Below are 22,712 nucleotides of genomic sequence, written 5' to 3'. Positions count from 1 at the left end.
AAAGCACTTCTTTGAAACTTAGATAACTAAAAGAGTTGTCATTTTTATTAACTTATGAAATTCAGACCTGACTTGTTTAAAGTATCTTGATAAATAAGCAGGGCTATTAATTTGGGAGTAGTAAGCTAAAAAGAACTTTAATAACTTAATCTCATGCTTATCTAGATAATTTTCTTCAGTAAAGTCTATGTACTCTTTTCTACCGGAGTAGAAAAACTCCCAAGTACTTGAGGTAGAATTGATAAATTTCGTTTCATATCTATCAGCAAGCATAAATCGAATTATAGTAGGAATATGTAGACTTTCAATTTTACTTATCTGAGCCTCAGAAAATAAACGATGACTCGAGTAGTTAGGAAACTCTAGTGCTAAATTATTAGTCATAGTGTGCACCCACTTTTGTAATTCGATGTATATTAGATAAGTTAGCATTTTCCGAGATAAATCGGCTAGCATATAAGTATGGCATAGTACTGTTGAGTGACCACCCTGCCATCTTTCTTAAACTTTCAATAGCATTCTCCATTGCCTGCGCCTTGTTGTAACTGTCCAAATATGATTGATAACTATGTTTAAGCATCATATACGCCCATGTATGACGAAGAATATGAGCTGAAATTTTATCAATTGAATCTACATAATTTTTGTCAAAAAATTGAGGATGCTTGCTTTTATCTTCTCATTTATCGTAGCTATGAGCTTTTTAAGACCTGATTTACTAAGAGGTGCGTAGGGTGCTTGTAACGATAGAAATAGCATGTGACTTTTAGAATCTTGAGATCTGATATTGTTGATATACATGTGAATAAATTGAGCATCACGTTTTTCTAATAATATGGTTCGAACGGATTGAACGTTTTTCATCTGCGGCTTCGATATACGGTTATCTGTTCTATCTTGTGTATCAGTTATAACGAGATAAGTATTACATGTTTTTAAATCAGTCTTAATTGAGTTAAGAGTTAAAAGTAACAGCTCGCCAGTCCTCAAACCGTAGTTTAAGAGCAGATGTACAATGAGAAAGTTTCTTAACTGCGCTTCCTTACTCTTAAATAAAGGTTCTATTGCTTTTGGCGAAATAATAGAATATAGAGCTTCTTTTATTTCCTCTGTAAGGCTTTTAAAGTTTGTCCCATTTTTATGGGCTTTATGGTGATTAGAGGACAAGTTTTTGACAAGATCAGACTTTTGGGAAAGTGTAGATTTATATCTAACTATTTGAGGGCTTATAGATTTACCGTGTACTTGACTAAAGGTATCTAATAAATAGTTTAAATAGCTGAGGATAGCCCGCAAACGATGTGCAAGCGTATTGTAATTAATTGAAGGATTGCTCCCTAATCTAATTAGCTTTTGGTCAACTACCCGCATATTTTCCAAATATAATATAAAGCTGTCTATTTCTTTAATCATCAAATTAGGGTTAGATTTATGTTCACGGAAATACTTGCAGAATGACTGATTATGTTTTTCTTCCCAGAACTCGTACCACTGCTTAATGCCCTGCAAGTAAGCTCGTTGTGTTGATTCACTTTTAAACTTCAATGAGCTATTAATATAAAGCATAGGATATAAGCAGGGAAGTGTAGTAGTGCTATCAAACAATAGACTAAGCTGAGCTGAGTTGTTTAGAGTAATAGATTTTATTTTCAGCATTTGAATCAAATCCTACGAATATATGAACTTTTATATAGGTGTCTCTTATGATTTAATATTATATTAATACTCTCTACAAAGCAATGAAAATTGAATGATATAATCAGCTTAAAGTAGTTTTCATACAGAGTCTCGCAGCTTATCTATATAGTCAGCCCAATCTTGCATCATGAGTATTCGAGTATCGATTTCATCCAATCGGTTATAAGCGCCACCATGCGTATCCTTTATTCGATGTCCTAATTGCAGCTCAGTCACAATATCTGAGTAACGTAGTTCAGATTGTTCCATAAGCAATGTTTTGGCCGATGCTCGAAATCCATGAGCACACTGAACATCTTTGTATCCAAGCCTATGGAATATCTGTACTAGAGTCGCTTTACTAATATAGCTATTGCTTGAGGCACGCATCGATGCAAACACATATTCTTTATGACCTGTAATTGCTTTTATTCTTCGTAAGCGTTCAATAACCTGAGTGGCTAGAGGTACAACTAAGTGCGATACCATATCCTCACGACCTTCGCCTTTAGTAGGAGAAAACTCCCATAGCTTGTTATCCCAATCTATATCTTGCCATCGCATAGACCGCAAATCGATACTACGCACAAAAACATATGGTAATAAGTTCATTGCTTCCAATGTAATCTTACTTGCACCTTCAAAATTAGACATATCGTTTAGGAGAGTGGCAAACTGATCAGGCTTAGTGATGGCTGGTAAATGGTTGCCTGAGCTGGCAGGTGCGAGCTCGCCACGCGTATCAATAGCTATGTTTCTATCGCATAATCCTCTTGCAACAGCGAATGAGAAGACTTTTTCAGTATAAAGCCGAGTGCTTGCACCAACGAAGGTTGCTTGATTTTCATTATTCTGAATCGCCTCACACACACTTAATATCATCTCGCTCGTGATATCGTTCATTCTTAAGTCGCCAATCTCGCGACACATATATCCTAGACATAAATCCCAAAATTTAAGGGTAGATTCACTAAACGCACGCTTTCTAGAATTGCTACGATTACGACTTGATGTTTTGTGGTCTCGCCACGCTTGTGTAATTTCAGAAAATGTGGCGTTCTTTAGATGAGCATACTTATTGACTTGTTCTTTTTATGGATAGCTTTAGGGTCAGAGCCTTGTGCGACCATCTTAAGTATACTTTCTGCTTTATGCTTAGCTTCATATAGACTGATTTCTTCGACCTTACCTAGCATCATTCTAGGACGCTTACCATCGATATGCGGATGAGCGTACCTCAAGTAATATTCTTTTTTACCATTTGGATAAATACGAATACTTAGGCCCGCAATACCTGAGACACTAACCGAGTAATCTTTATCTCGGCATTCAAGTATATTAATATCATTTAAATTGTCGACAGCCATAATGCACATCCGTAAGTTTTATAAGCAAGGTAAATTGTGAATGTTAATCTATTAACTCTATACTGAGATTTAGAATAATCTTTGCACATACTTTATAAATTCTGAAAAAGTATCTTTTGGAAAATATAGATAGTTATTGGACACTGAAATGGACACGGTTATTAATCTATTAAGACATAAAACCCTTTAAAATTAAGTATTTTAGGTACAATTATCCCCAAGTGAAGGTTGGGGATAATTATAGTATAGTGGAGAAAGAGGGAGTAAGCTATTTTTTTTGTTGATATATATGGCGTTTGAAGGAATAAACTTCATATAGATTAAAAGTAAGAGTGCTGTTTGCTATTGGCAATAGAGTCCTTCGACATATTTGCACGAAAAACCGTGCTCCTGTACTCGCACAGAATACCTTAATCAGGGTGATAGTACTGTTCTGTGCAAATTTGGAAGGTATCAACTCAATGCTTTAGATTAAGATATCTCAGTAAGAACGAGAGATGTTAGAAAAGACCAATGAATGTTTCACTAATCAGGAAGGCTGTTTTGGTGACTCTAAATGGAAACGTAGTTAGCTATGATAATAGCAGCTATAAGGTGTATATAGACTTGGACTTACTGAGATGCCAAGTAGGAGTATTATCAGAGCTTGTATACGTTCTTATCAATGATATAGAGTAATAGGCATTCAGAAGGGTTATTGCTTTTACTTTGAGCTGATTGTCACTTGGTGGCTAATACTTCTGTACCTAACGTAGTTCAAGCACATTCGCATTAATCAGGAAGTCGGCTAAGCTACCAACAATCGATTGATGAGTGATTTGTTTATTAGGTGATGATTAGGAGTGACAGATTATTCAGAGGGCTTATTGTGCAGTATGAAGGTAGTAAACTTAGCAATGATGAGTAGAACAAGTTTATCAAACAGGTTAACTAGCGACATGGTTTAATACGTTAAGCTCGATTACAAATACAATAGGATTAATGATAGCTCTGTACATTAACTCCTTAAGACAGCTCAGCTAGTAACTGTATTAGTGGTGATGAAGATGACTTTATGAATAGGTAATACGTATGAGAATTAATCAATCATCAACCAATCTTTATAGGGATTTATCATATAATTATAATCCCATGAACTTATTGTATGGTACCCTTAGTTTAACATAATATACATTATGCGAAAACATACCGGCGGTTTCAGTATAAGAGTAAATATCAATCTGCGTCATATCGTTTCTATATTTAACTGCGTATTTTTAAATTTAAAATAGCTTGGCGCTGACATTTTTAATATCAATTCAGTTTTCTACTAACGACAAGTTTCAAGCAAATGCTTACTCAAAGTTCCACCATCTTCATTTAAGCTAACATCTGCGATTTGGCAATCTTTATCATTGCATGTCAAATCATAATAAATATTGCTACCTTGCGCCAAGCTGACTTTAACCAATCCTTTATCAGTCATCGAAAACTTCTTGTCTTGAGTATAATCAGGGTCTTGAGAATCCCACAGCACATCATAATCAACATTGCAGGACGTTTGATTTTTATCAAAGTAATCTTGTTCTAGCTGCATGGCTGCTTGTAAATCAGCATTGGCATATTGCTGTAGCACTATAGGATTACTCATACCTTGGTCATCGATATCTTGTTGGTACATTTTTGTGATGGTCGTGATTTTCATATCAGCCACAGCAGCTTGTTTCTGAAATGCTTTTGTCACATCTGCTGTGGCAGTACCGACAGTTGTCAGTGCTATGGTTGATAGTAATATCAGCGATTTGTATGTTGGCATGTCGTTCTCTACGAGCTTTTATCTTATAAGTGTTACGGTCTATTACATCATAGCCATATAACGACTCTGCTGTATTATCGTATCATTCAGGTTCACTCATCAAAATTCCGATTACATAGCGCTTTTATGCTCTTTTATCTATTGTGATGACAACTTTTAGTGGCTTATCGTGACGTTTATTTCACTAATAACTGTGGTAAGGATGCTTTTATGATAATACTACCTACCTTTTCAAGGAGAAATCTGCGGCATTGGCCTCTAGTAGCCTTTTATTGCTTGCTTTGACCGCGACTGGCTGCCAGTCCGCTTCTGAGTCCAGCGAAGCGATTGTCGCTCAACCTACCAGCACCTCAGCAACGGCTATAAGTACTGATATCAGTCAACAAACCCTAAAGCAGCAAGCGTTGCGTATACAGCGGGCACTCGCCAATAAGGATTTTGCTAGAATTACTGATGATATTCATCCCACACGTGGCGTCCGTTTTTCGATGTATGCCTACGTGCGCCCTGGAGTCAGACAAGGTTTTTAGCCGCGCGCAATATGCACAGTATTTGCAGCAGTCCAAAATCCGCTTTACTTGGGGTGAACGTGACGGCTCTGGTGAGCCATTAATCATACCGCTACCAGAGTACCTAGACACTTGGGTAAAGGCCAAAACCTTTAATGACGCTACCCTTAGCGTCAATGAGTTTCAAAAAGTGGCAATAGCATCAATAACCTAAATAAAATATATCAAAACTCTGATGTCGTTGAGTTTTACTATAAAGGTAGTGATGAATACAGCGGTTTAGACTGGCGGGTGTTGCGCTTGGTGTTTGATGAGTATCAGGGTAAGCGTTATCTCGTCGCTGTCGTTAACGATCAGTGGACGGTTTAAATAACAGCGTAAGCATCTTTATGGTCAGATAAATTATATTAAACAAGGGCAATGCGTCATATATGAAGCACTGCCCTTTTGTCTCTTTATCATATTGAATTATATTTAATTTTTGATATATATTTTACTTTATGCTTTTGGCTGAAGTGGACTTTGCTTAAAAACTTCACCATAATATCGTAAATGTCAGGATAAGCATCCACTAGCTTTTGCGGCGTCTCAAAAATACTTCGCTCAATACCGCAAAAAACTCGGCAGGATTGGTCGCACCATAACGATCTAAACCTGACTTACGATGCGTTTGAAAGTCTTCGAAATCTCGCGACATGATTTGTGTCCAACGTGCAGGATCCATGTCAGGCTGCATCGGTGGAAAGCCATTAGCGCGGCCATTCATCATATCAAGCTTATGCACAAACTCGTGAATCACCACATTGTGTCCGTCACGCTCACCTGAGTGCTTGGCATCCTTCCATGAGAGAATGACAGGACCTCGCTGCCATGCTTCCCCACTACGGTGCTGACTGCCCTCATGGACGATACCAAATTCATCTACCGTTGTACTCTCACTTTTGTACGAACCTTGATAAATAATAATAGATGACCAACCGCTATACCACTCAAGGCTGAGGGTTTAAGATAGGCAAGCACGCCTGTAGTGCAATGGATTGTCTGACCGCATTAGTAATCTCAAAACCTTGTGCACCCACAATCGACTTATCATCCAAAAACAAAGTCGCCAAGTCAAACAAGCGGCTTAGCTCGTCTTCAGTCAACCTATCCAATATCATGATACACTCAGCCGCCCGCGCCCAGTCTTCATGCGTGAACTTGCTGTTGTCCAATATACGCTGCTCACGCCAGTCTTTTATGATGTCAAACATACACTTTATCCCTATTCTTCTTAGTATATAGGCCAGCCGTTCTACGTATATTATAGCGATAACCAGTAGCACGCCATGATAATTACTATATTAAAATGTATAAAAACGCCGCTCATAAATACATTACTGAGCGGCGCAGACTGTCATCCATACATTATGTTTTAAAATTGATATTGTAAGCCTAACTGTAATGACAGTTTAATCTTACCCAAAGGTCGCCGTATTGATGAGGGTGATGAGTACTTTAATACCATCCGTCATCAATGGTCAGATGCGTTGCGTCGCACGTTAGTTGAATTGCCCAAATGCCCTGATAATTATTGGGGATACCCTTCACTCTTAGACCCAATTTGAAAACTGGTCGTCACATCAATAAAATCACACCAATAAAAACGGTGCGGTGCGACTGTCTTCTGATTGGGCCACGTCTTCTGGCGTACCTTGAGCGACAATTAACCCGCCCTCATCACCCGCCCCTGGCCCCATATCAATCACCCAGTCGCTATTGCTGGCCACTTGCATATCATGCTCAACCATGATGACGGTGTTCCCCGCATCGACCAAACCGTTTAATTGCGTCATCAGCATGGATACATCAGCAGGATGTAAACCTGTGGTTGGCTCATCTAAGATATAGAGCGTATCGCCTCGTTGCGTGCGTTGTAGTTCAGTGGCAAGCTTAATACGCTGTGCTTCACCCCCTGACAACTCAGTGGCGGGCTGCCCCAAACGTAAGTAGCCAAGCCCCACTTGCAGCAACGCATCCAATGCGCGCAAGATAGGCGCTTCATCAACAAAGAACTCATGAGCCGCTTCAACGGTTAAATTTAATACTTCAGCAATGTTTTTATCTCGATACGTGATGGTAAGTGTTTCTTCATCATAGCGTTGCCCGTGACAGACCTGGCAAGGTGCATAGACACTTGGTAAAAATAGCAGCTCCACACTGACAAAACCCAAACCTTCACAATTTGGACAGCGGCCTTTTTTGGTGTTAAACGAGAAACGTCCAGCGTCATAGCCATGTGCTTTTGCTTGCTTAGTTGCGGCAAACAGCTTACGCACATCATCGAACAATCCTGTATAGGTTGCTAGGTTTGAGCGCGGTGTCCGCCCAATCGCCTTTTGATTGATATTAATAAGACGACGGACTTGCTCCATGCCAGCGACGATTTCACCACCAGTGACTGTCTCAAGCTCTTGCTCAAGCAAATCTGCCTCACCTACAGGCGCTTCAGTAACCGTCTTTTGCCCCAATACTTCACTGATAAGCTCTACCAATGCTTGGCTGATAAGACTCGACTTACCTGACCCTGAGACACCCGTGACACTAGTCATCACCCCAAGCGGAAACTCAACATCCAAGCCGATTATATTATTGCGCTCGATATTTGCGAGTTTCAGCCACGCTGTCGGTTGCCTTGTGTCAGATTTTGACTGATGATTCGCCGTGTCGTTAGCAAAGAGATATTGACCCGTATGCGACTGCGCAACCTCACGTAGCCCTTCTACAGGCCCACTATAGACAATCTCGCCGCCATGCGTGCCAGCCTGTGGCCCGACATCGACCACCCAATCAGCATGCCCAATCACACTCACGTCGTGCTCAACCACAAACACCGAGTTACCAGATGCGATCAACTCATCTAGCGCCCCAAGTAGCGCCTGCGTGTCAGCAGGGTGCAGACCTGCTGATGGCTCATCAAGGACATAAACCACGCCAAACAGTTGCGAGCGAATCTGGGTCGCTAATCGCAATCGCTGTAGCTCACCAGGCGATAGTGTTGGTGTGGTACGCTCAAGTGACAGATAACCGAGCCCAAGCCTTGTTAGTGCCTCAATACGAGAGAGAATATCACTGGCAATACGCTGGGCAACGATGGCTTTTTCGCGGTTTGGTGTATCATCAGCTATCTTGGTATGCGCTGTTTTCTCAAGTTTTTGGGCCATGTCCGTCAATGTAAGCTGTGACAGCTCACCGATATCGAGTCCTGCAAATTTAACCGACAGTGATTCTTTCTTAAGTTTTTTGCCGTGACATTCTGGACACTCGGATATCTGCATAAATTGCGACACGCGTTTCTTGGTGCGCGGGCTTTGAGTGGTGGCAAAAGAATGCAAAACAAAGTTTTTGGCACTGGTAAACGTACCCATATAGTTTGGCTTTTCCCCTTTCTCAATGGCCTCCCGTGTCTGTTCTATATCATACTCAGGATAAACAGGCACTGTTGGTGTCTCATCGGTAAACAAGATCCAGTCGCGGGTCTTCTTTGGCAGGGTGTGCCAAGGTTTATCAATATCATAGCCGAGCGTGGTCAATATACGGCTCAGGTTTTGACCTTGCCATGCCGGTGGCCATGCGGCAATAGCTCGCTCGCGAATGCTTTTGGTATTATCTGGTACCAGCAGATCCTCGGTGACCTCAAATACACGGCCGATACCTGAACACGTGGGACAGGCACCATCTGGCGTATTGGGCGAGAACGCATCGGCATACAGCATCTCTTGGCCGGCGGGATACTCTCCGGCTCGTGAGTACAACATACGAAGACCATTAGATATGGTTGTTACACTACCGACGGACGAGCGTACTGACGGCGTACCCCGCTGCTGCTGTAAGGCAACTGCTGGCGGTAACCCTTCTATAGTATCGACATCGGGTTCATCAACCTGATCGATGAGCCTTCTGGCATAAGGCGATACTGAATCAAGATAGCGCCGCTGTGACTCGGCAAATAGCGTACCAAATGCCAGTGATGATTTTCCCGATCCAGATATACCCGTAAAGACCACTAAGGCATTGCGCGGTAAATCCACATCGACGTTCTTTAAATTATGAACACGCGCACCTCTGACCTGAATATTTTCTTGATTAGGGTTGTATAGAGCGTTCTTGACGATACTTGTCTTATTTTCTGTTGCTTCTAATTGTTTTGGATTGGCCATGACGCTATTTTTCCTATTGAGACACTATTTATTGCTAATGTATTTATTATTATTCATCTGAGTAGCAGGAAGGTTAACACGTACTCATGCAGGGGTGTGGCAAAGCTTACGTATCAATAGCATCGATAGACAAAACGACAACTTAAGTCATTAGGCACCTTATAATAAAAAAACCCGCAATCATTGCAGGTTTTTTGAGGAAAAAATGCTATCAGAATATGGATAACCTAAACACTAACCCACTACCAAGCGCATCAATTGGGTACTGATATACCCGCCAAACGTACCCACCGCATAGCCCATAATACCCAAAAACACGCCAACAGGCGCAAGCGATGGATGAAAAGCCGTCGCGACGATCGGTGCCGACGATGCGCCACCTGTATTGGCATTAGAACCTACCGCCAAAAAGAAAAACGGCGCACGGATAAGTCTGGCAACCCCAAAGATAATCACCACATGGATACTCATCCATAAAAAGCCGATAAGCAATAGCCGCCACTGCGAGACAATACCTGCCAAATTAATCTGCATACCAATCGCGGCAATCAGCACGAAGATAAATACGGTACCCATTTTGGACGCGCCCACATGGTCGAGTCTGCGAATCTTAGTAAAAGAAAAAATGACGCCTAACAGAGTAATAATGACCACCATCCAAAAGAATGAACTGGCAAAACTATATTGCACCGCCCATTTATATGGGGCAAAAAAGTCAGCAATTTGTCCACCAACAAAGTGCGCCACTCCTACCATGGCAAAGCACAAGCCAAACATCACCATCAAATCATTAATGGTGGCTGGACGGGCATGATCGCGCTCATAGCTTTCGACGGCTTTAATGACTTTATCAATACTACTGGTATCAGCGCGCAAGAATCGATCGATCTTTGCGCTGTGTTTTGCCATCACCAAGATTGCGAGTAACCACAATGAGGCATTGGTGGCATCCACCAAGATCATCATGCCAAACAAATCATCACTGACCCCAAACAGCTCTTTCATTGCCGCTTGGTTAGCTGCACCGCCGATCCAACTGCCTGCCACGGCTGAAAATCCACGCCATAATGTATCATCGAGGAACATTTCAGGCGATACCCACTTAGCTATTCCTAAACTAATGGGACCGCTAATAACAATAGCGATACTGGCGGCAAAGAACATGGCAATCGCTTTCCAACCTAATCCTAGTATTTTGGGAACATCCATGGATAAGGTCATCAATAGCAAACTGGCTGGCAGCAGATACGTCGCGGTAAATCCATAAATCTGTGAACCCACCCCATCGGCGAACATCCCTAAGCTATTTAAAGTAGCAGGTATAAAGCAGCACAGCACAATACCGGGCAATACCGCATAAAACCGTCGCCAGAATTTACCCGGCAAACCTTGGGTATAGAATACTAGGCCAATGATTGCCATAATGATACCGAAAGCTAATGGCAGGCTATCAATTGCTAAAGAGGAGGTAGTAGGCATCAAGGCGCTCCGAGGCAAACAACTGGCAAAAGTGAATCAGTATAGACAAGCTAAAAAACTCGTGCAAGCAGCCATGTCAATGATCTTAATAACTGCTGAGCTCTAAACGAATCATAGTTAGTCATGCCTGCAAAAGCTTAACTATACCATCAGCGAACAATGGTCACACACAAAAAAGCCAGATAACAAGTATCTGGCTTTTTACTACTTTAGACGATTAATGAATTAGTAATTAGTAGCTTTAATCGTTCGTTATAGCGATATTATGAGTTTTTACCACGGTTGCCACCGTTTGGACGACCTTGACCACGGCTGTCAGAACGATTTGCTGGGCGACCTTGGCTGCCACTTGGACGACCACGGCCTGTAGCTGCACGGTCACCGCGCTTGCCCTGATATGGTTTACCACCAAAACGGTCTTTTGGCTTACCTGATGAATCACGTGACTTGCCAGCACCTTGGCCTTGGTATCCACTATCATTGCTGGCGCGCTGGCCTGTTGCTGCGCGATCGTTTGAGCGACCACGGCCACCGCCAGTAGACTTGCCAGCATAACCACCGCTTGAGCGTCCGCGACCACGGCCACGCCCGCGTCCTTTGTTTTCGCTTGGTACGTAGGTTTTCTTAGGCTCCATGCCTTCGATAACGCACACTTCCATCTTGCGATCTAAGTAACGGTTGATGGCGGCCAATTGTGGACGATCGTCCATGCTGCATAGGCTGATAGCCACACCAGTACGGCCAGCACGGCCACAACGACCAATACGGTGGACGTAATCTTCAGTCTGACGTGGTAAATCATAGTTGATGACGTGCGAGATGGCTGGCACGTCAAGACCACGGGCAGCAACGTCAGTCGCTACTAAGATTTTTACCTTACCATTACGCAAATCTTGAACGATGCGGTTACGCTTGCTCTGTGGCAGGTCACCATGTAGGAAGCTTGCTTTATGACCCGCTTCTTGTAGTTGTTTTGCCAATTTTTCAGTGCTACGTTTGGTTGCAGCAAAGATAATGATTTGATCCATCTCTTGTTGGCAAACGATTTTGTCAAGCAAGCGGTTTTTGTGATCAAAATCATCACAGTAGTACACTTTTTCTTCGATGTGTGCAGATTCTACTTTGATTGATACGCGCTCAGGGTTCTTAGTGAAGCTGGCAGCGATTTTACCGACTGGGCCATCCCAAGTTGCTGAACACATGATCGTCTGACGATCGATTGGCGCGGCGCTTAAGATATCACTGATGTCATCAGCAAAACCCATGTCTAGCATACGGTCCGCTTCATCTAGTACCAACACTTCAAGGTTTGATAAATCCACACGGCCTGCTTTTATATGGTCAAGCAAACGACCAGGCGTGGCGACGATGACCTGTACACCTTTACGTAGGGCGGTGATTTGACCGTTGTAAGGCGCGCCGCCGACCAAGGGCACGCAGAACAAACCGCGCATGTCTTTTGAATACGTGCGTACGCTGTCATGCACCTGCTGAGCAAGCTCGCGCGTTGGCGTTAGGATAAGTGCTTTGGTCAGTTTATCAAAGCTGGTGGCACGGCTTAAGCGATCGAGTACTGGGATTACGAATGCTGCTGTTTTACCACTACCTGTTTGCGCTGACAATAAAAGGTCACGGCCGGCTAGTGCAAACGGAATGGCTTGTTCTTGGATAGGGGTTGGATTGGTATAACCGATGCGATCAAGCGCGGTCAAAATCGGCTTGGCAATATTAAGATCGCTAAAGGTTGTTTTTGTCTTCTGAGGCCGCATCTGTTGCTGCTTGAGCAGTAGCGTCATTGTTAGAGGTGTCAGTGTTTGCAGTAGTGTCGTTGCTTTCGATGATACCGTTTTCAGCGGCAATTGCAGATAAGATGTCAGTCATAGGAATCCTTGGTAAGTATAAGCTGCTGTAAATTCAGCAAACTTGATGCATACCACTGATAACCGTTCATTACGCTGCTTTTATTAAAGGTTACCGAGCAACATAAAAGTGTCGATAATCAGAAACCAAGCCATTAGAGCTTAGCGTCTTTATAATAAATGCGTTCGTGCTGTCTGACGTATTTTGGTGGTAGTGCCGAGTGTCTTATCCATGCTTGATATACGCGCATTATCAATGCTTTGTCCAAAGCAGATAATCGCAAACAGCAACCAATCTAGACCCTATATAGGTCAGTAGATAAGATATGAGTCAAAAATAACTGATATGTTTAAGACGTTATTTAAGTACACAAAATCATCGGCAACAATTACTTATGGTCATCCTAGACCCAAAATCGCAGGCGATGTTATCAATCTCATAATTCACGAAAGCCTAAGCTTGCGTGGCGACGCAGTATAGCACAATAAAAAATTATGTGTAGCCATTTATTCAATTACTAAGTAAATAGCCCGAATAAGTCCTCTATTGAGCATGCTAAACGTCTCATTCAACAAAAAATCGGTGATTATTTGACTACTTTAACATCCGTGACATAAGTCGGCAGCTGCCATGCCCCGCCCGCTTCAATAAGACGGCACAGTCCAGTGGTGCTTTCATGGCTTTTCTCAAACGCGCGGCCCGTCCACACCCAATCGACTTGACTCATACAGTCGCCAATACCGCGACCTTTTGTACTGAGCTAAGCTTACCTTTGTCGTAATTGGTGGCGCTAGTCGTGACCAATGTCGGCTTGTAAGGTTTGCTATCATTGATCACCCACACCCCACTACCCACATTGTAAGCAGCTGTCCAACAATCATGCTGTGCCAGCAGCTGTGAATCATTTAGGCGACTGACACGCCAAGGTGACTTGTCTGATAGATTTGGGCAGTCAGCATCGGCATCTTTCATCGTTCCTTTCATCAATGAGGCCAATTGAGAGGATCTCATGACAAACTTTTTATCGCTAGCAGCAGACTTACCACTAGGCTCTACAAAACGTAGTACAGGTACTGCTTTAGGGGGTAAGACATTACTATTAGATTTGGTCGCATTATCATGGTTCATCAGCGCACTTGGCGTACCCACGCGTCCTTGGACATCATCGGCCTTTAACATGACCGCACTAGCTCCTCTGTCTGAGAGTTGCCAGCGCGAGTTACGTAATGCGAATGTGATTTTGCTTGATCGCTGAAGGGCGCTAACTAAGGCGGTAACTTGCGCTTGGGTTAGCTCAGCACTGCCTGCGGCTGCAGAATACGGCTTGGTTTCACCATAATTTCGATCGTTAATAAATAGTGATATCCGGTGACGGTTACCTAATTGCATTAAGGCTTTAGAGGAGCTGTCTTTGGTACCACCAAGCTTGACTTTGCCATCTACAGCGGCGTTTGCCCCTGCACGGCGGGTCAATAAGACAGAGACAGGAAATTCACTATTATTTTCTGCTTGATAGCCTGCTATCCGACAAGTACGGGTATTATCACAGACCACCTGCCAATCTTGGCTGGTAAACTCAGTTTTGGCGTTCACCATACTCGCTGTACCAAACAAAGCCATACTAACTGCTGCAAGCATAGGTAAGCGCATTTTATTATTGTGTTTCATAATCCATTACTCATCAATCAAATAAGTATAAACACCTGTCTGTCACGGTGATAAGCGGTTATCTTAACGCTTTAATGTTTCTATCTGTTGTTCTAATGTACCATTATGTAAATACAAAAGAAAGTGGTCATCAATTTTATATTTATTATTTTAAATATAATAAAAATAAGCCGATAAGTGCGTAACTTAAACTTACCAGCCTAAATGTCATTGAAAATAATTAAATGATGCTCGTGCTAATAATTAATCGATTGGTTTTAACTCTAGCTCCACAGCACGCTTGACGGCAGGTCTCTCAGCAATTTTTTCGCCCAGCGCTGTATGTGTTTGTAGTCTTGTACTTGCAAAAACTCTGCCGCATCATATAGCTTACCGAGTACCAACTGTCCATACCATGCCCAAATAATCATATCGGCAATATTATAATCAGCTTCATCATTACCGCATAAATACTCACTGTCTTTTAGATGGGTATCTAATACATCAAGCTGACGTTTAGTCTCCATGGTGTAACGATTAATTGGATATTCTAACGGCTCTGGTGCATAGGCATAGAAATGTCCGAAGCCGCCACCTAAAAAAGGCGCACTACCCATTTGCCACATCACCCACGACAGACAGTCTGCTCTCGCTTTTCCTAGCGATAAAGGTAGGAATCTATCAAATTTTTCTGCCAGATACATCAAGATAGCGCCCGACTCAAAAGAGCAATCGGCTCGCCAGCGGTACCAGCAGAATGATCGACCAACGCTGGAATTTTTGAGTTAGGGTTAATCGCTACAAACCCTGAGCCAAACTGTTCACCTTGCGAGATATCAATTTTATAAGCATCGTACTCAGCACCGCTAATACCAAGCTCTGCCAGCTCTTCTAATAAGATATTAACTTTAACACCATTGGGTGTGTTCAGTGAGTATAGCTGTAGCGGAGCATCGCCTACTGGTAGCTCTTTATCATAACGAGCGCCAGAGGTTGGGCGATTGATGCTTGCGAACTTACCGCCGTTGTCTTTGTCTTGTGTCCAAACTTTAGGCGGTACATATTTATCGTTTTGTGTGTCACTGGTTGATGCATTACTCATAAAATATCCTTAGTTATTATTGCCATTATTTTTGGTTATATTAGCTTTTACTTATCTTAGTACTGTTTTTCTTGATATAGTCAATCCTAAATAAAACAGATACATTATATATCAAGGTGGGACTGGTCTAAATTTTCCTTGCGTGCTGTGCCTAGGCTGCTCGATGCTGCGAAAAATTTATCCCAGTCCCACTGTATCGTTTTTATACTGAATTCACTATAGCCATGCTAATTTCTCTATTAATTACCATGCTATTTATTAGCTAGGCTTTACTATAACGATAACCTCTGCTGATATTAAAGTCTTCTCTTGTAATCAATGTTACGATTTTACTGTGATTAATGACATACCACTCAATGACCCAAGCCCGCCATAATGCTTCGTTACCTTGAGGCACTTTAATTACCCTCTAAGCTTTCTTATACTACTCAACTTATATCGCGCAATCTGTTCGTAAAGACGCGAACCTCACGATTTTATAATAAGATATCCAATGGGATTGACATGCTGACGCTCACCCCAGCTCAAAATAAATACCTACCCTATGTGTTAGCAGTGGCGCTATTCATGCAAATTCTGGATGCCACTATCCTGAACACCGCACTGCCGCAGATGGCCTTGGCATTAGATGAGTCACCGTTAAAAATGCAGTGGGCCGTTATCAGCTATGCATTGACCTTGGCAATTTTTATTCCAATTAGTGGGTTTTTGGCAGACAAATACGGTACGCGCCGCGTTTTTCTCTGCTATTGTGATATTTTGCATCGGCTCACTGCTGTGCGCGATGGCCTCTACTTTAAATTTTTGGTCGCATCACGGGTGATACAAGGTATTGGCGGCGCTATGATGACCCCAGTTGGGCGTTTGATTTTAGTAAAGTCCTACCCACGTAATCAGTTATTGACGGTAATGAATTTTGCAGTGATTCCTGCCTTGGTCGCGCCGCTGGTTGGACCCTTGCTTGGCGGGTATTTGGTCCAATATGCCAGTTGGCACTGGATATTTTTGATCAATATTCCGATGGGTGTGGTGGGGTTTGTCATTGGCAAAAAACTCATACCTGCGCTGTTTGGGGATAAGCAGTCTTTAGACTGGGTCGGTTTTGGGCTGTTTGCATTGGGTGCGTGCGCCTTAACCTTGGCAGTTGAGATGGGTTCAAAAGTGGGTCACGGTTACAATGCGCTATTGCTAGCTGCCGCATCGATTGGTTTTTTACTGGCCTATGTATGGCATGCCAAACGCCATGTTGCGCCGCTATTTTCTTTGACACTCTTTAATGTGCCCACTTTTCGTATTGGTATTACTGGCAATCTATCCACGCGTATTGGCATCAGTGCCGTGCCTTTTTTATTACCATTACTATTACAAGTCGTTTTTGAATACACGCCTTCGCAGGCAGGCTGGTTATTAGCACCCATTGCAGTTGGTGCACTTGGGATAAAACCCTTTGTCAGCAAAATTATCCAGCGTTACAGCTATCGCGTGGTATTGGTATACAACACCCTTATTTTGGGTTTACTGATTATTGTACTAGGACAGTTCTCAGATGCGGCGCAGTGGCCATGGATGATTCCGGTGCTGATTGTGATTGGTGTTTGTAACTCAATCCAGTTCAGTGCCATGAATACCATCACTATCGGCGATCTACAAGGGGCACAGACCAGTAGTGGCAACAGCTTAATGGCCGTCAATCAGCAAATGGCAATCGGATTGGGTATTGCCTTTGGTGCCGCACTGCTCAACTTGTTACGTGATCGGTTTCAAGTAGATACCTTACTTGCTTTTCAGGTCACTTATTGGATACTGGGCGGCTTTACTATTCTCTCAGGATTGGGCTTTTTACGGTTAAAACCAGAAGATGGGCGTGGTTTGTACTAACTACCTCGGTAAATACTTAAAAGCTGATTGCCGCATATAAGCCTTTAGTGGTTTCTAAACGTAAAAAGCCAGCGTGTATTTTGGTTAAAAACCAATCACACGCTGGCAAGTTTGTTTCATTGCTGATTGAGACGAATGCTAATTAAGACAAATTACTTATGGCTCGTCATCATCACTGATTTGTGATTGAATATAGCGTTCTGCACCCATACTTTCTATCAAATCTTCTTGCGTCTCTAGCCAATCCTGGTATTCTTCATTACCATCTTTTATCGTAACCAGTAGGTGACGAGACACATAGTCAGACTTTGTCTCGCATAGGGTAATCGCATCCGTAATGATACTGAATTTTTGTTTTTCTAAACGCAAGTTGCAATCAATCACTTCTGGCACATCCTCGCCGACCAATACCTTACCCAATTCCTGTAAGTTAGGTAAACCACCTAACAGCAAGATACGCGCAATCAAATCATCTGACCATTTCATCTCAGCGATAGACTGCTTATAAAGTGAGTCGTTAAGCGCTTCTAAGCCCCAATGACGGACGATACGTGCGTGCAAGAAATACTGGTTAATCGCAATTAATGATTGACCAAGTACCTTGTTTAATGCACGAATGACCTCTTTATCCCCTTTCATAATCTCTCCCTTTCTTATTTATATTAAATACTATAGTTTTTATTCGTATCTATGATGATATCAAACAAGATTAGGAGTGACTTCAGCCATCTGGGTCTGTAGATAATTAGGCAGACCAATCATGTCAATTAAGCGTAACTGTTGTTCAAGCCAATGCGCATGGTCTTCTTCCGTATCTTTTAGCTGCTCAACAAGCATCTCACGTGTGACATAGTCGTGCTCTGCTTCACAAAGCGCAATGCCTTCTTTTAGATGTTTTTGTACTTTATATTCTAAATCAAGATCAATCTGTAGCATCTCAGGAACCGTGCTGCCGATATTGACCTGATCGATCGTCATGTTAGGTGTACCACTCAGCATGAGAATGCGACGAATAATTGCTTGTGCGTGTAGTGTTTCGTCTTCCATTTCATGATGGATACGATCGTACAATTTGCCATAATGCCATTCAGCATACATCTCTGAGTGAATAAAATACTGGTCACGTGCCGCCAGCTCGCCGCCTAACAAGAAATTTAAATAATCAATAACTTTTTGACTGCCTTTCATAATGCACACTCTCTATATGTTTTTGCCGATCTATATATTCATATTTTTATATATAAAGATACCTAAATACGTAAACTGATCAGTAAAGGGTCAAATCAATAAAACGTCTTACAATCTTTGACAGATATAGTAGCATACAGTCGTCACCTGGCATGTAATGTTGTGAACTAAGAATAAGATGCTAATTGAGAATTGTAATTAGCTACAGTTGTCAGTTACGATACTTGATACATATTGATAGCAGCGATGTTGGCATATCTATGAGGTTATATGGACGCCTGCTATTTACTCCTTATGTATAATAAAAGAATAGATGCAATATATTGAATATATTTGGTTGGATTAGAGATAAGATCGACTAAGCTAAAAGTAGTTATACTGCATACGCTAAGACATCGAGTGCTGCGTGATGTTCGTCTAAGTAATCATTGACCATAGGCTCACAGCATCCACAGCAAGTTGCAACGTCGAGAGTGTCTTTTAGACCATCAAGGGTATCTACACCAGAAGCAATGGCTGCTTGGATTTGCTTTTCTTTGACGTTATTACAGATACATACGTACATGGATTGGCTCCTCTGATTACCACTATTTGATAGCGACTACTTGCTTAGCATCACGCTGATTACATGCAGTATAATAACGATAATTGTTATCATTTTCAATAACATTCGGAACTTTTTTGGTCGTGATGGTACAGTTGTATTTCGCACCATTCACCTATGTAAGTGGCTATAAGCGTCCATGTAACCGAATATTATAGAAGGTAGTAAATTAACGACGAACTGTAATTTTGCTTATTTTTTAATCGATTTTCTAGATAACTGCTATTATATTGAACCCCTATAAACGAAGTCCATTGGAATTTTCCTATGTCTGATAATAATTTTACGATACGACCTATCGATTTGTTCAAAGTCCTATCTGATCAAACACGCCTAAAAATATTTCAAATTCTTTTTAAAAAAGAAGCACGTTGCGTGGGTGATTTGGTAGACATGCTTGATCAACCGCAACCAACGATATCGCGTCATTTGAACCATTTGGAAAAAACTGGGTATCTTAAGCTGTGTACGTGACGGTACATGGATGTGGTATGAAGTCGCTGATGACTTACCAGAATGGTGTCAAGACATCTTGAATATCACTTATGATCAACTCTCCAAGTGATTCAGATAAAGATGAATCGAGACTTGCTTAAATGTTATAGATAGACAAGTGTAGTTAATTGCATTCTGTATGATTCAACAAGCCAAAAAAATCCTACCTAAGTAGGATTTTTTTTGGCTCATCAGTTATGAATGACAATGAGATAAAAGCTGAGCCGCTAAGCCAAATCTAAGAAGTCGCTGATAAAGGCATTGGCTGGCTGGTGTATCAGCTCCTCTGACGTTCCTACTTGCTCTACTCTACCTTGATTCATGACGACGATCTCGTCAGAGACGGCGCGGGCTTCTTCTTGATCATGGGTCACCATGATACTTGTGATACCAAGCTCGTGGTGGATATTCTTTAGCCAAGTGCGCAGCTCTTTACGTACTTTGGCATCTAACGCACCAAATGGCTCATCCAGCAATAGTAGCTTTGGCTTGACCGCAAGTGCCCGTGCTAGCGCAATACGCTGACGCTGACCGCCTGACAGTTGGTGCGGATACGCATTGGCAACTTGTGGGAGCTGTACCAGATCTAACAGCTCTGCCACGCGCTTATCGATATCCGCTTTGCTAGGACGTTCATTCTTTGGTAGTAACGTCAATCCAAAGGCAACGTTATCTGCGATGTTCTTATGACGGAACAACGCATAATGCTGAAACATAAAGCCAATATGACGCTTCTGTACTGGCGTATTGGTGACATCCATCTCATCAAACAGTACCTGTCCAGAGTCGGCATATTCCAGACCCGCAATGATACGTAGCAATGTGGTCTTACCGCAGCCTGATGGACCTAGCAAGGTCGTCAGCTTGCCAGTTGGCACAGTAATATTGATATTGTCTAAAGCCGTAAAGTCACCAAATTTTTTATTAACGTTGCGAATCTCAATGCTCATAATGGTATCTCTTATAATATCTTTTGTCGTATTGAGACTGATGTCTTAACGACTGTGTCAATATGATTGAACAATCCTGAATACTTACCCAAACAACTTATAGCTTACTAGCACTCTCAGCCGTTGACGTCGTCGCATTGGCACTCACTGGTAGCTCAGGGGCAGCCGCCAAACGTTCAGACTTAGCAAATTTTCGCTCTTGTACTTTGGTCATGACTTGCTGAATCAGTAGCGTCACTAAGGCAAGTGCGGCAAGTAAGCTCGATAAGGCAAATGCAGCGGTAAAGTTATAATCATTATAGGCAATCTCAACCAATAGCGGCATGGTATTGGTCTCACCGCGAATGTGACCAGATACCACACTGACCGCACCAAACTCGCCCATCGCACGTGCATTGGTCAAAATCAAACCATACAGCAGCGCCCATTTAATATTAGGCAATGTCACATGCCAAAAAGTCTGCCAGCCAGTCGCACCCAAGGTTAATGCGGCTTGCTCTTCAGAGTCGCCTTGGGTCTGCATCAATGGTATCAGCTCACGTGCCACAAACGGAAGATAAATAGCGTCGCCAGAATAATACCAGGCACCGCATAGATGACTTGAAAACCCATACTTTCAAGCCAGCCACCAATCGTAGAGTTCATTCCGAATAGCAGCACAAACATCAAACCGGCAACGACAGGTGATACGGAAAATGGTAAATCAAGTAAGGTGGTGACCAGCTGCTTACCTTTAAACTGATAGCGTGTGACCAACCATGCAATCGCAATACCCATGACCATGTTGATCGGTAAAACAATCGCCGCTGTGATCAATGTCAGTTTGATCGCTTGTAATGCCTCAGGGTCAACCAATGACGCAAGATATAACTGCCAGCCGTTTTTAAAAGCCTCATAAAACACAGCCAATAATGGCACCACCAGCATTAAGACCATAAACAGCACAGCGATCACAATAAAGGTACGGCGTATCCATGGCGTGTCTTTGGTCGCAGCGTTGCTTTGGTAGTCGTAGCTATTAGATATTTGCATATTAGCGAGCTCCTACGCGGCGTGACAGTTTCCACTGCATGATATTGATGGTCAATAAAATCACAAATGAGATGAGTAGCATAAACAGTGCAACCGCAGAAGCGCCTTGAACATCGAACTGCTCAAGTTTACTGATAATGATGAGCGGCAAAATCTCAGACTGCATCGGAATATTACCCGCGATAAAAATAACGGAGCCATACTCGCCAGTAGCACGGGCAAACATCATACCTGCACCCATTAGTAGTGCAGGCAGTAGTTCTGGCAAAATCACTTTACGAAAAGTGGTTAAGCGATTGGCACCCAATACGGCTGCGGCTTCTTCAAACTCAACCGATAGCTCTGCGAGTACTGGTTGTACTGCACGGACGATAAAGGGAAAGCTCACCACAACCAATGCTAGCCAAATACCTATCGGCGTAAAGGCGACCTGAATATCGAACTTGGCAAACCATTGACCAATCAAGCCATTAGGCGCGTATAGCGTCGCAAGCGAGATACCTGTAACGGCGGTTGGTAGTGCAAATGGCAAATCAACCAAGGCATTAATTAACGACTTACCCCAAAACTCATAGCGGACAAGTACCCACGCAACCAGTGTACCAAAGACCATATTGGTCAGCATCGCCAAAAATGACATCCATAAGCTGAGCTTAATTGCAGCAGTGACTTGCGGCTGGGTGATGGTTTCCCAAAAACCCGTCCAACCCATCTGAGTTGTGGTATAGGCCATCATGGCAAACGGTAGCACCACTAGTAATGACAAACTAAAGACAGTGATGCCCATGCTCAGACCAAACCCAGGTAGCACATTGCGCTGACGCAAGCGTGTCAACCACCCTTTTTGTTGGTGGGTTTGCTGGCAGAAGAAGATGTTGCACTCATAGTGATGTCCTATTGCCTAACTGATGGTACTTAGCGAGGGTGCTC

21 protein-coding genes and 3 pseudogenes are annotated in these 22,712 nt (G+C 42.5%); 4 read left to right on the top strand and 20 right to left on the bottom strand.

Going from position 1 to position 22,712, the window contains the following annotated elements:
- Positions 1–18: 18 nt before the first annotated feature.
- From PKHYL_RS08240 to PKHYL_RS08220, 5 genes are all read right to left on the bottom strand, one after another.
- Positions 19–384: a hypothetical protein gene (locus PKHYL_RS08240; protein WP_240366442.1), complete on the bottom strand. Its 366-nt coding sequence runs from the start codon at positions 382–384 to the stop codon at positions 19–21.
- A 249-nt stretch (positions 385–633) separates the two neighbouring features.
- Positions 634–1,656, bottom strand: coding sequence for a tyrosine-type recombinase/integrase (locus tag PKHYL_RS08235; RefSeq protein ID WP_240366510.1), 1,023 nt, complete (start codon positions 1,654–1,656; stop codon positions 634–636).
- A 120-nt stretch (positions 1,657–1,776) separates the two neighbouring features.
- A complete protein-coding gene (locus tag PKHYL_RS08230) occupies positions 1,777–2,607 on the bottom strand; it encodes a tyrosine-type recombinase/integrase (protein ID WP_240366441.1) in 831 nt (276 codons plus the stop codon).
- A gap of 131 nt (positions 2,608–2,738) precedes the next feature.
- The gene (locus PKHYL_RS08225) at positions 2,739–3,044 is read right to left on the bottom strand and encodes an Arm DNA-binding domain-containing protein (protein ID WP_240366440.1); all 306 of its coding nucleotides are present in this window, start codon (positions 3,042–3,044) and stop codon (positions 2,739–2,741) included.
- A gap of 1,309 nt (positions 3,045–4,353) precedes the next feature.
- On the bottom strand, positions 4,354–4,839 hold the full coding sequence (locus PKHYL_RS08220; RefSeq protein WP_071001566.1) for a hypothetical protein: 486 nt from the start codon (positions 4,837–4,839) through the stop codon (positions 4,354–4,356).
- A gap of 251 nt (positions 4,840–5,090) precedes the next feature.
- Between PKHYL_RS08220 and PKHYL_RS08215 the strand changes: the two genes are divergently transcribed.
- Positions 5,091–5,369, top strand: coding sequence for a hypothetical protein (locus PKHYL_RS08215; RefSeq protein WP_240366439.1), 279 nt, complete (start codon positions 5,091–5,093; stop codon positions 5,367–5,369).
- Positions 5,370–5,391: 22 nt separating this feature from the next.
- The gene (locus PKHYL_RS08210) at positions 5,392–5,562 is read left to right on the top strand and encodes a hypothetical protein (RefSeq protein ID WP_240366438.1); all 171 of its coding nucleotides are present in this window, start codon (positions 5,392–5,394) and stop codon (positions 5,560–5,562) included.
- Between the two features lie 357 nt (positions 5,563–5,919).
- On the opposite strand, the gene PKHYL_RS17460 is transcribed toward PKHYL_RS08210, so the two are convergent.
- The 9 genes and pseudogenes from PKHYL_RS17460 to yghU form a co-directional block, all read right to left on the bottom strand.
- Positions 5,920–6,309 (bottom strand): zinc-dependent peptidase, encoded by a 390-nt coding sequence (locus tag PKHYL_RS17460; RefSeq protein ID WP_269778316.1) that lies wholly within the window; start codon positions 6,307–6,309, stop codon positions 5,920–5,922.
- Positions 6,310–6,337: 28 nt separating this feature from the next.
- Complete coding sequence (locus PKHYL_RS17455) at positions 6,338–6,601, bottom strand: zinc-dependent peptidase (RefSeq protein ID WP_269778308.1); 264 nt, start codon at positions 6,599–6,601, stop codon at positions 6,338–6,340.
- Between the two features lie 378 nt (positions 6,602–6,979).
- A complete protein-coding gene (gene uvrA, locus PKHYL_RS08200) occupies positions 6,980–9,547 on the bottom strand; it encodes an excinuclease ABC subunit UvrA (protein ID WP_071001569.1) in 2,568 nt (855 codons plus the stop codon).
- A gap of 234 nt (positions 9,548–9,781) precedes the next feature.
- A complete protein-coding gene (locus PKHYL_RS08195; protein ID WP_071001570.1) occupies positions 9,782–11,026 on the bottom strand; it encodes a DUF819 family protein in 1,245 nt (414 codons plus the stop codon).
- Between the two features lie 263 nt (positions 11,027–11,289).
- Complete coding sequence (locus PKHYL_RS08190; RefSeq protein ID WP_240366437.1) at positions 11,290–12,795, bottom strand: DEAD/DEAH box helicase; 1,506 nt, start codon at positions 12,793–12,795, stop codon at positions 11,290–11,292.
- Complete coding sequence (locus PKHYL_RS08185; protein WP_240366436.1) at positions 12,764–12,907, bottom strand: hypothetical protein; 144 nt, start codon at positions 12,905–12,907, stop codon at positions 12,764–12,766. Before PKHYL_RS08185 ends, PKHYL_RS08190 begins: the two co-directional genes overlap by 32 nt.
- Positions 12,908–13,472: 565 nt before the next feature.
- Complete coding sequence (locus tag PKHYL_RS18120; protein ID WP_332835955.1) at positions 13,473–13,613, bottom strand: hypothetical protein; 141 nt, start codon at positions 13,611–13,613, stop codon at positions 13,473–13,475.
- Positions 13,610–14,554, bottom strand: a complete 945-nt coding sequence (locus PKHYL_RS08180; protein WP_332835954.1) for a DUF1176 domain-containing protein — start codon at positions 14,552–14,554, stop codon at positions 13,610–13,612. Before PKHYL_RS08180 ends, PKHYL_RS18120 begins: the two co-directional genes overlap by 4 nt.
- A 243-nt stretch (positions 14,555–14,797) precedes the next feature.
- Positions 14,798–15,635: pseudogene (yghU, locus tag PKHYL_RS08175) on the bottom strand (glutathione-dependent disulfide-bond oxidoreductase).
- Positions 15,636–16,139: 504 nt separating this feature from the next.
- Between yghU and PKHYL_RS08170 the strand changes: the two are divergent.
- Entirely contained in the window at positions 16,140–17,513 is a 1,374-nt protein-coding gene (locus PKHYL_RS08170; RefSeq protein WP_240366435.1) for an MFS transporter, read from the top strand.
- 156 nt (positions 17,514–17,669) lie between these two features.
- On the opposite strand, the gene bfr (PKHYL_RS08165) is transcribed toward PKHYL_RS08170, so the two are convergent.
- From bfr (PKHYL_RS08165) to PKHYL_RS08155, 3 genes are all read right to left on the bottom strand, one after another.
- Complete coding sequence (gene bfr / locus PKHYL_RS08165; protein ID WP_071001574.1) at positions 17,670–18,152, bottom strand: bacterioferritin; 483 nt, start codon at positions 18,150–18,152, stop codon at positions 17,670–17,672.
- Positions 18,153–18,212: 60 nt separating this feature from the next.
- Positions 18,213–18,701, bottom strand: a complete 489-nt coding sequence (gene bfr, locus PKHYL_RS08160) for a bacterioferritin (protein ID WP_093071032.1) — start codon at positions 18,699–18,701, stop codon at positions 18,213–18,215.
- A gap of 373 nt (positions 18,702–19,074) precedes the next feature.
- Positions 19,075–19,266: a (2Fe-2S)-binding protein gene (locus PKHYL_RS08155; protein ID WP_058025142.1), complete on the bottom strand. Its 192-nt coding sequence runs from the start codon at positions 19,264–19,266 to the stop codon at positions 19,075–19,077.
- Between the two features lie 306 nt (positions 19,267–19,572).
- Here PKHYL_RS08155 and PKHYL_RS08150 point away from each other — a divergent pair, with 306 nt between their 5' ends.
- Positions 19,573–19,779, top strand: coding sequence for an ArsR/SmtB family transcription factor (locus PKHYL_RS08150; RefSeq protein WP_442966140.1), 207 nt, complete (start codon positions 19,573–19,575; stop codon positions 19,777–19,779).
- A gap of 251 nt (positions 19,780–20,030) precedes the next feature.
- Here PKHYL_RS08150 and PKHYL_RS08145 read toward each other — a convergent pair.
- The 3 genes and pseudogenes from PKHYL_RS08145 to cysT form a co-directional block, all read right to left on the bottom strand.
- Positions 20,031–20,750 (bottom strand): annotated as a pseudogene (locus PKHYL_RS08145) (sulfate/molybdate ABC transporter ATP-binding protein); the annotation flags it as partial.
- Between the two features lie 97 nt (positions 20,751–20,847).
- Positions 20,848–21,782, bottom strand: a pseudogene (cysW, locus tag PKHYL_RS08140) (sulfate ABC transporter permease subunit CysW).
- Position 21,783: 1 nt separating this feature from the next.
- On the bottom strand, positions 21,784–22,569 hold the full coding sequence (gene cysT / locus PKHYL_RS08135; RefSeq protein ID WP_332835968.1) for a sulfate ABC transporter permease subunit CysT: 786 nt from the start codon (positions 22,567–22,569) through the stop codon (positions 21,784–21,786).
- Between the last annotated feature and the right edge of the window lie 143 nt (positions 22,570–22,712).

It is taken from the genome of Psychrobacter sp. KH172YL61, from assembly GCF_007182895.1.
GTDB classification, from domain to species: Bacteria; Pseudomonadota; Gammaproteobacteria; order Pseudomonadales; family Moraxellaceae; genus Psychrobacter; species Psychrobacter pacificensis.
Note: the sequence above shows the minus strand (reverse complement) of the source record. Positions and strands in the feature narration are given on the sequence as shown.

Coding starts and splice junctions, on each gene's coding strand:
- PKHYL_RS08240 (WP_240366442.1), bottom strand. CDS start 384: ATGACTAATAATTTAGCACTAGAGTTTCCTAACTACTCGAGTCATCGT.
- PKHYL_RS08235 (WP_240366510.1), bottom strand. CDS start 1,656: ATGCTGAAAATAAAATCTATTACTCTAAACAACTCAGCTCAGCTTAGT.
- PKHYL_RS08230 (WP_240366441.1), bottom strand. CDS start 2,607: ATGTGTCGCGAGATTGGCGACTTAAGAATGAACGATATCACGAGCGAG.
- PKHYL_RS08225 (WP_240366440.1), bottom strand. CDS start 3,044: ATGGCTGTCGACAATTTAAATGATATTAATATACTTGAATGCCGAGAT.
- PKHYL_RS08220 (WP_071001566.1), bottom strand. CDS start 4,839: ATGCCAACATACAAATCGCTGATATTACTATCAACCATAGCACTGACA.
- PKHYL_RS17455 (WP_269778308.1), bottom strand. CDS start 6,601: ATGTTTGACATCATAAAAGACTGGCGTGAGCAGCGTATATTGGACAAC.
- uvrA (WP_071001569.1), bottom strand. CDS start 9,547: ATGGCCAATCCAAAACAATTAGAAGCAACAGAAAATAAGACAAGTATC.
- PKHYL_RS08195 (WP_071001570.1), bottom strand. CDS start 11,026: ATGCCTACTACCTCCTCTTTAGCAATTGATAGCCTGCCATTAGCTTTC.
- PKHYL_RS08190 (WP_240366437.1), bottom strand. CDS start 12,795: ATGCGGCCTCAGAAGACAAAAACAACCTTTAGCGATCTTAATATTGCC.
- PKHYL_RS08185 (WP_240366436.1), bottom strand. CDS start 12,907: ATGACTGACATCTTATCTGCAATTGCCGCTGAAAACGGTATCATCGAA.
- PKHYL_RS18120 (WP_332835955.1), bottom strand. CDS start 13,613: ATGAGTCAAGTCGATTGGGTGTGGACGGGCCGCGCGTTTGAGAAAAGC.
- PKHYL_RS08180 (WP_332835954.1), bottom strand. CDS start 14,554: ATGAAACACAATAATAAAATGCGCTTACCTATGCTTGCAGCAGTTAGT.
- PKHYL_RS08170 (WP_240366435.1), top strand. CDS start 16,140: ATGCTGACGCTCACCCCAGCTCAAAATAAATACCTACCCTATGTGTTA.
- bfr (WP_071001574.1), bottom strand. CDS start 18,152: ATGAAAGGGGATAAAGAGGTCATTCGTGCATTAAACAAGGTACTTGGT.
- bfr (WP_093071032.1), bottom strand. CDS start 18,701: ATGAAAGGCAGTCAAAAAGTTATTGATTATTTAAATTTCTTGTTAGGC.
- PKHYL_RS08155 (WP_058025142.1), bottom strand. CDS start 19,266: ATGTACGTATGTATCTGTAATAACGTCAAAGAAAAGCAAATCCAAGCA.
- PKHYL_RS08150 (WP_442966140.1), top strand. CDS start 19,573: ATGTCTGATAATAATTTTACGATACGACCTATCGATTTGTTCAAAGTC.
- cysT (WP_332835968.1), bottom strand. CDS start 22,569: ATGGGCATCACTGTCTTTAGTTTGTCATTACTAGTGGTGCTACCGTTT.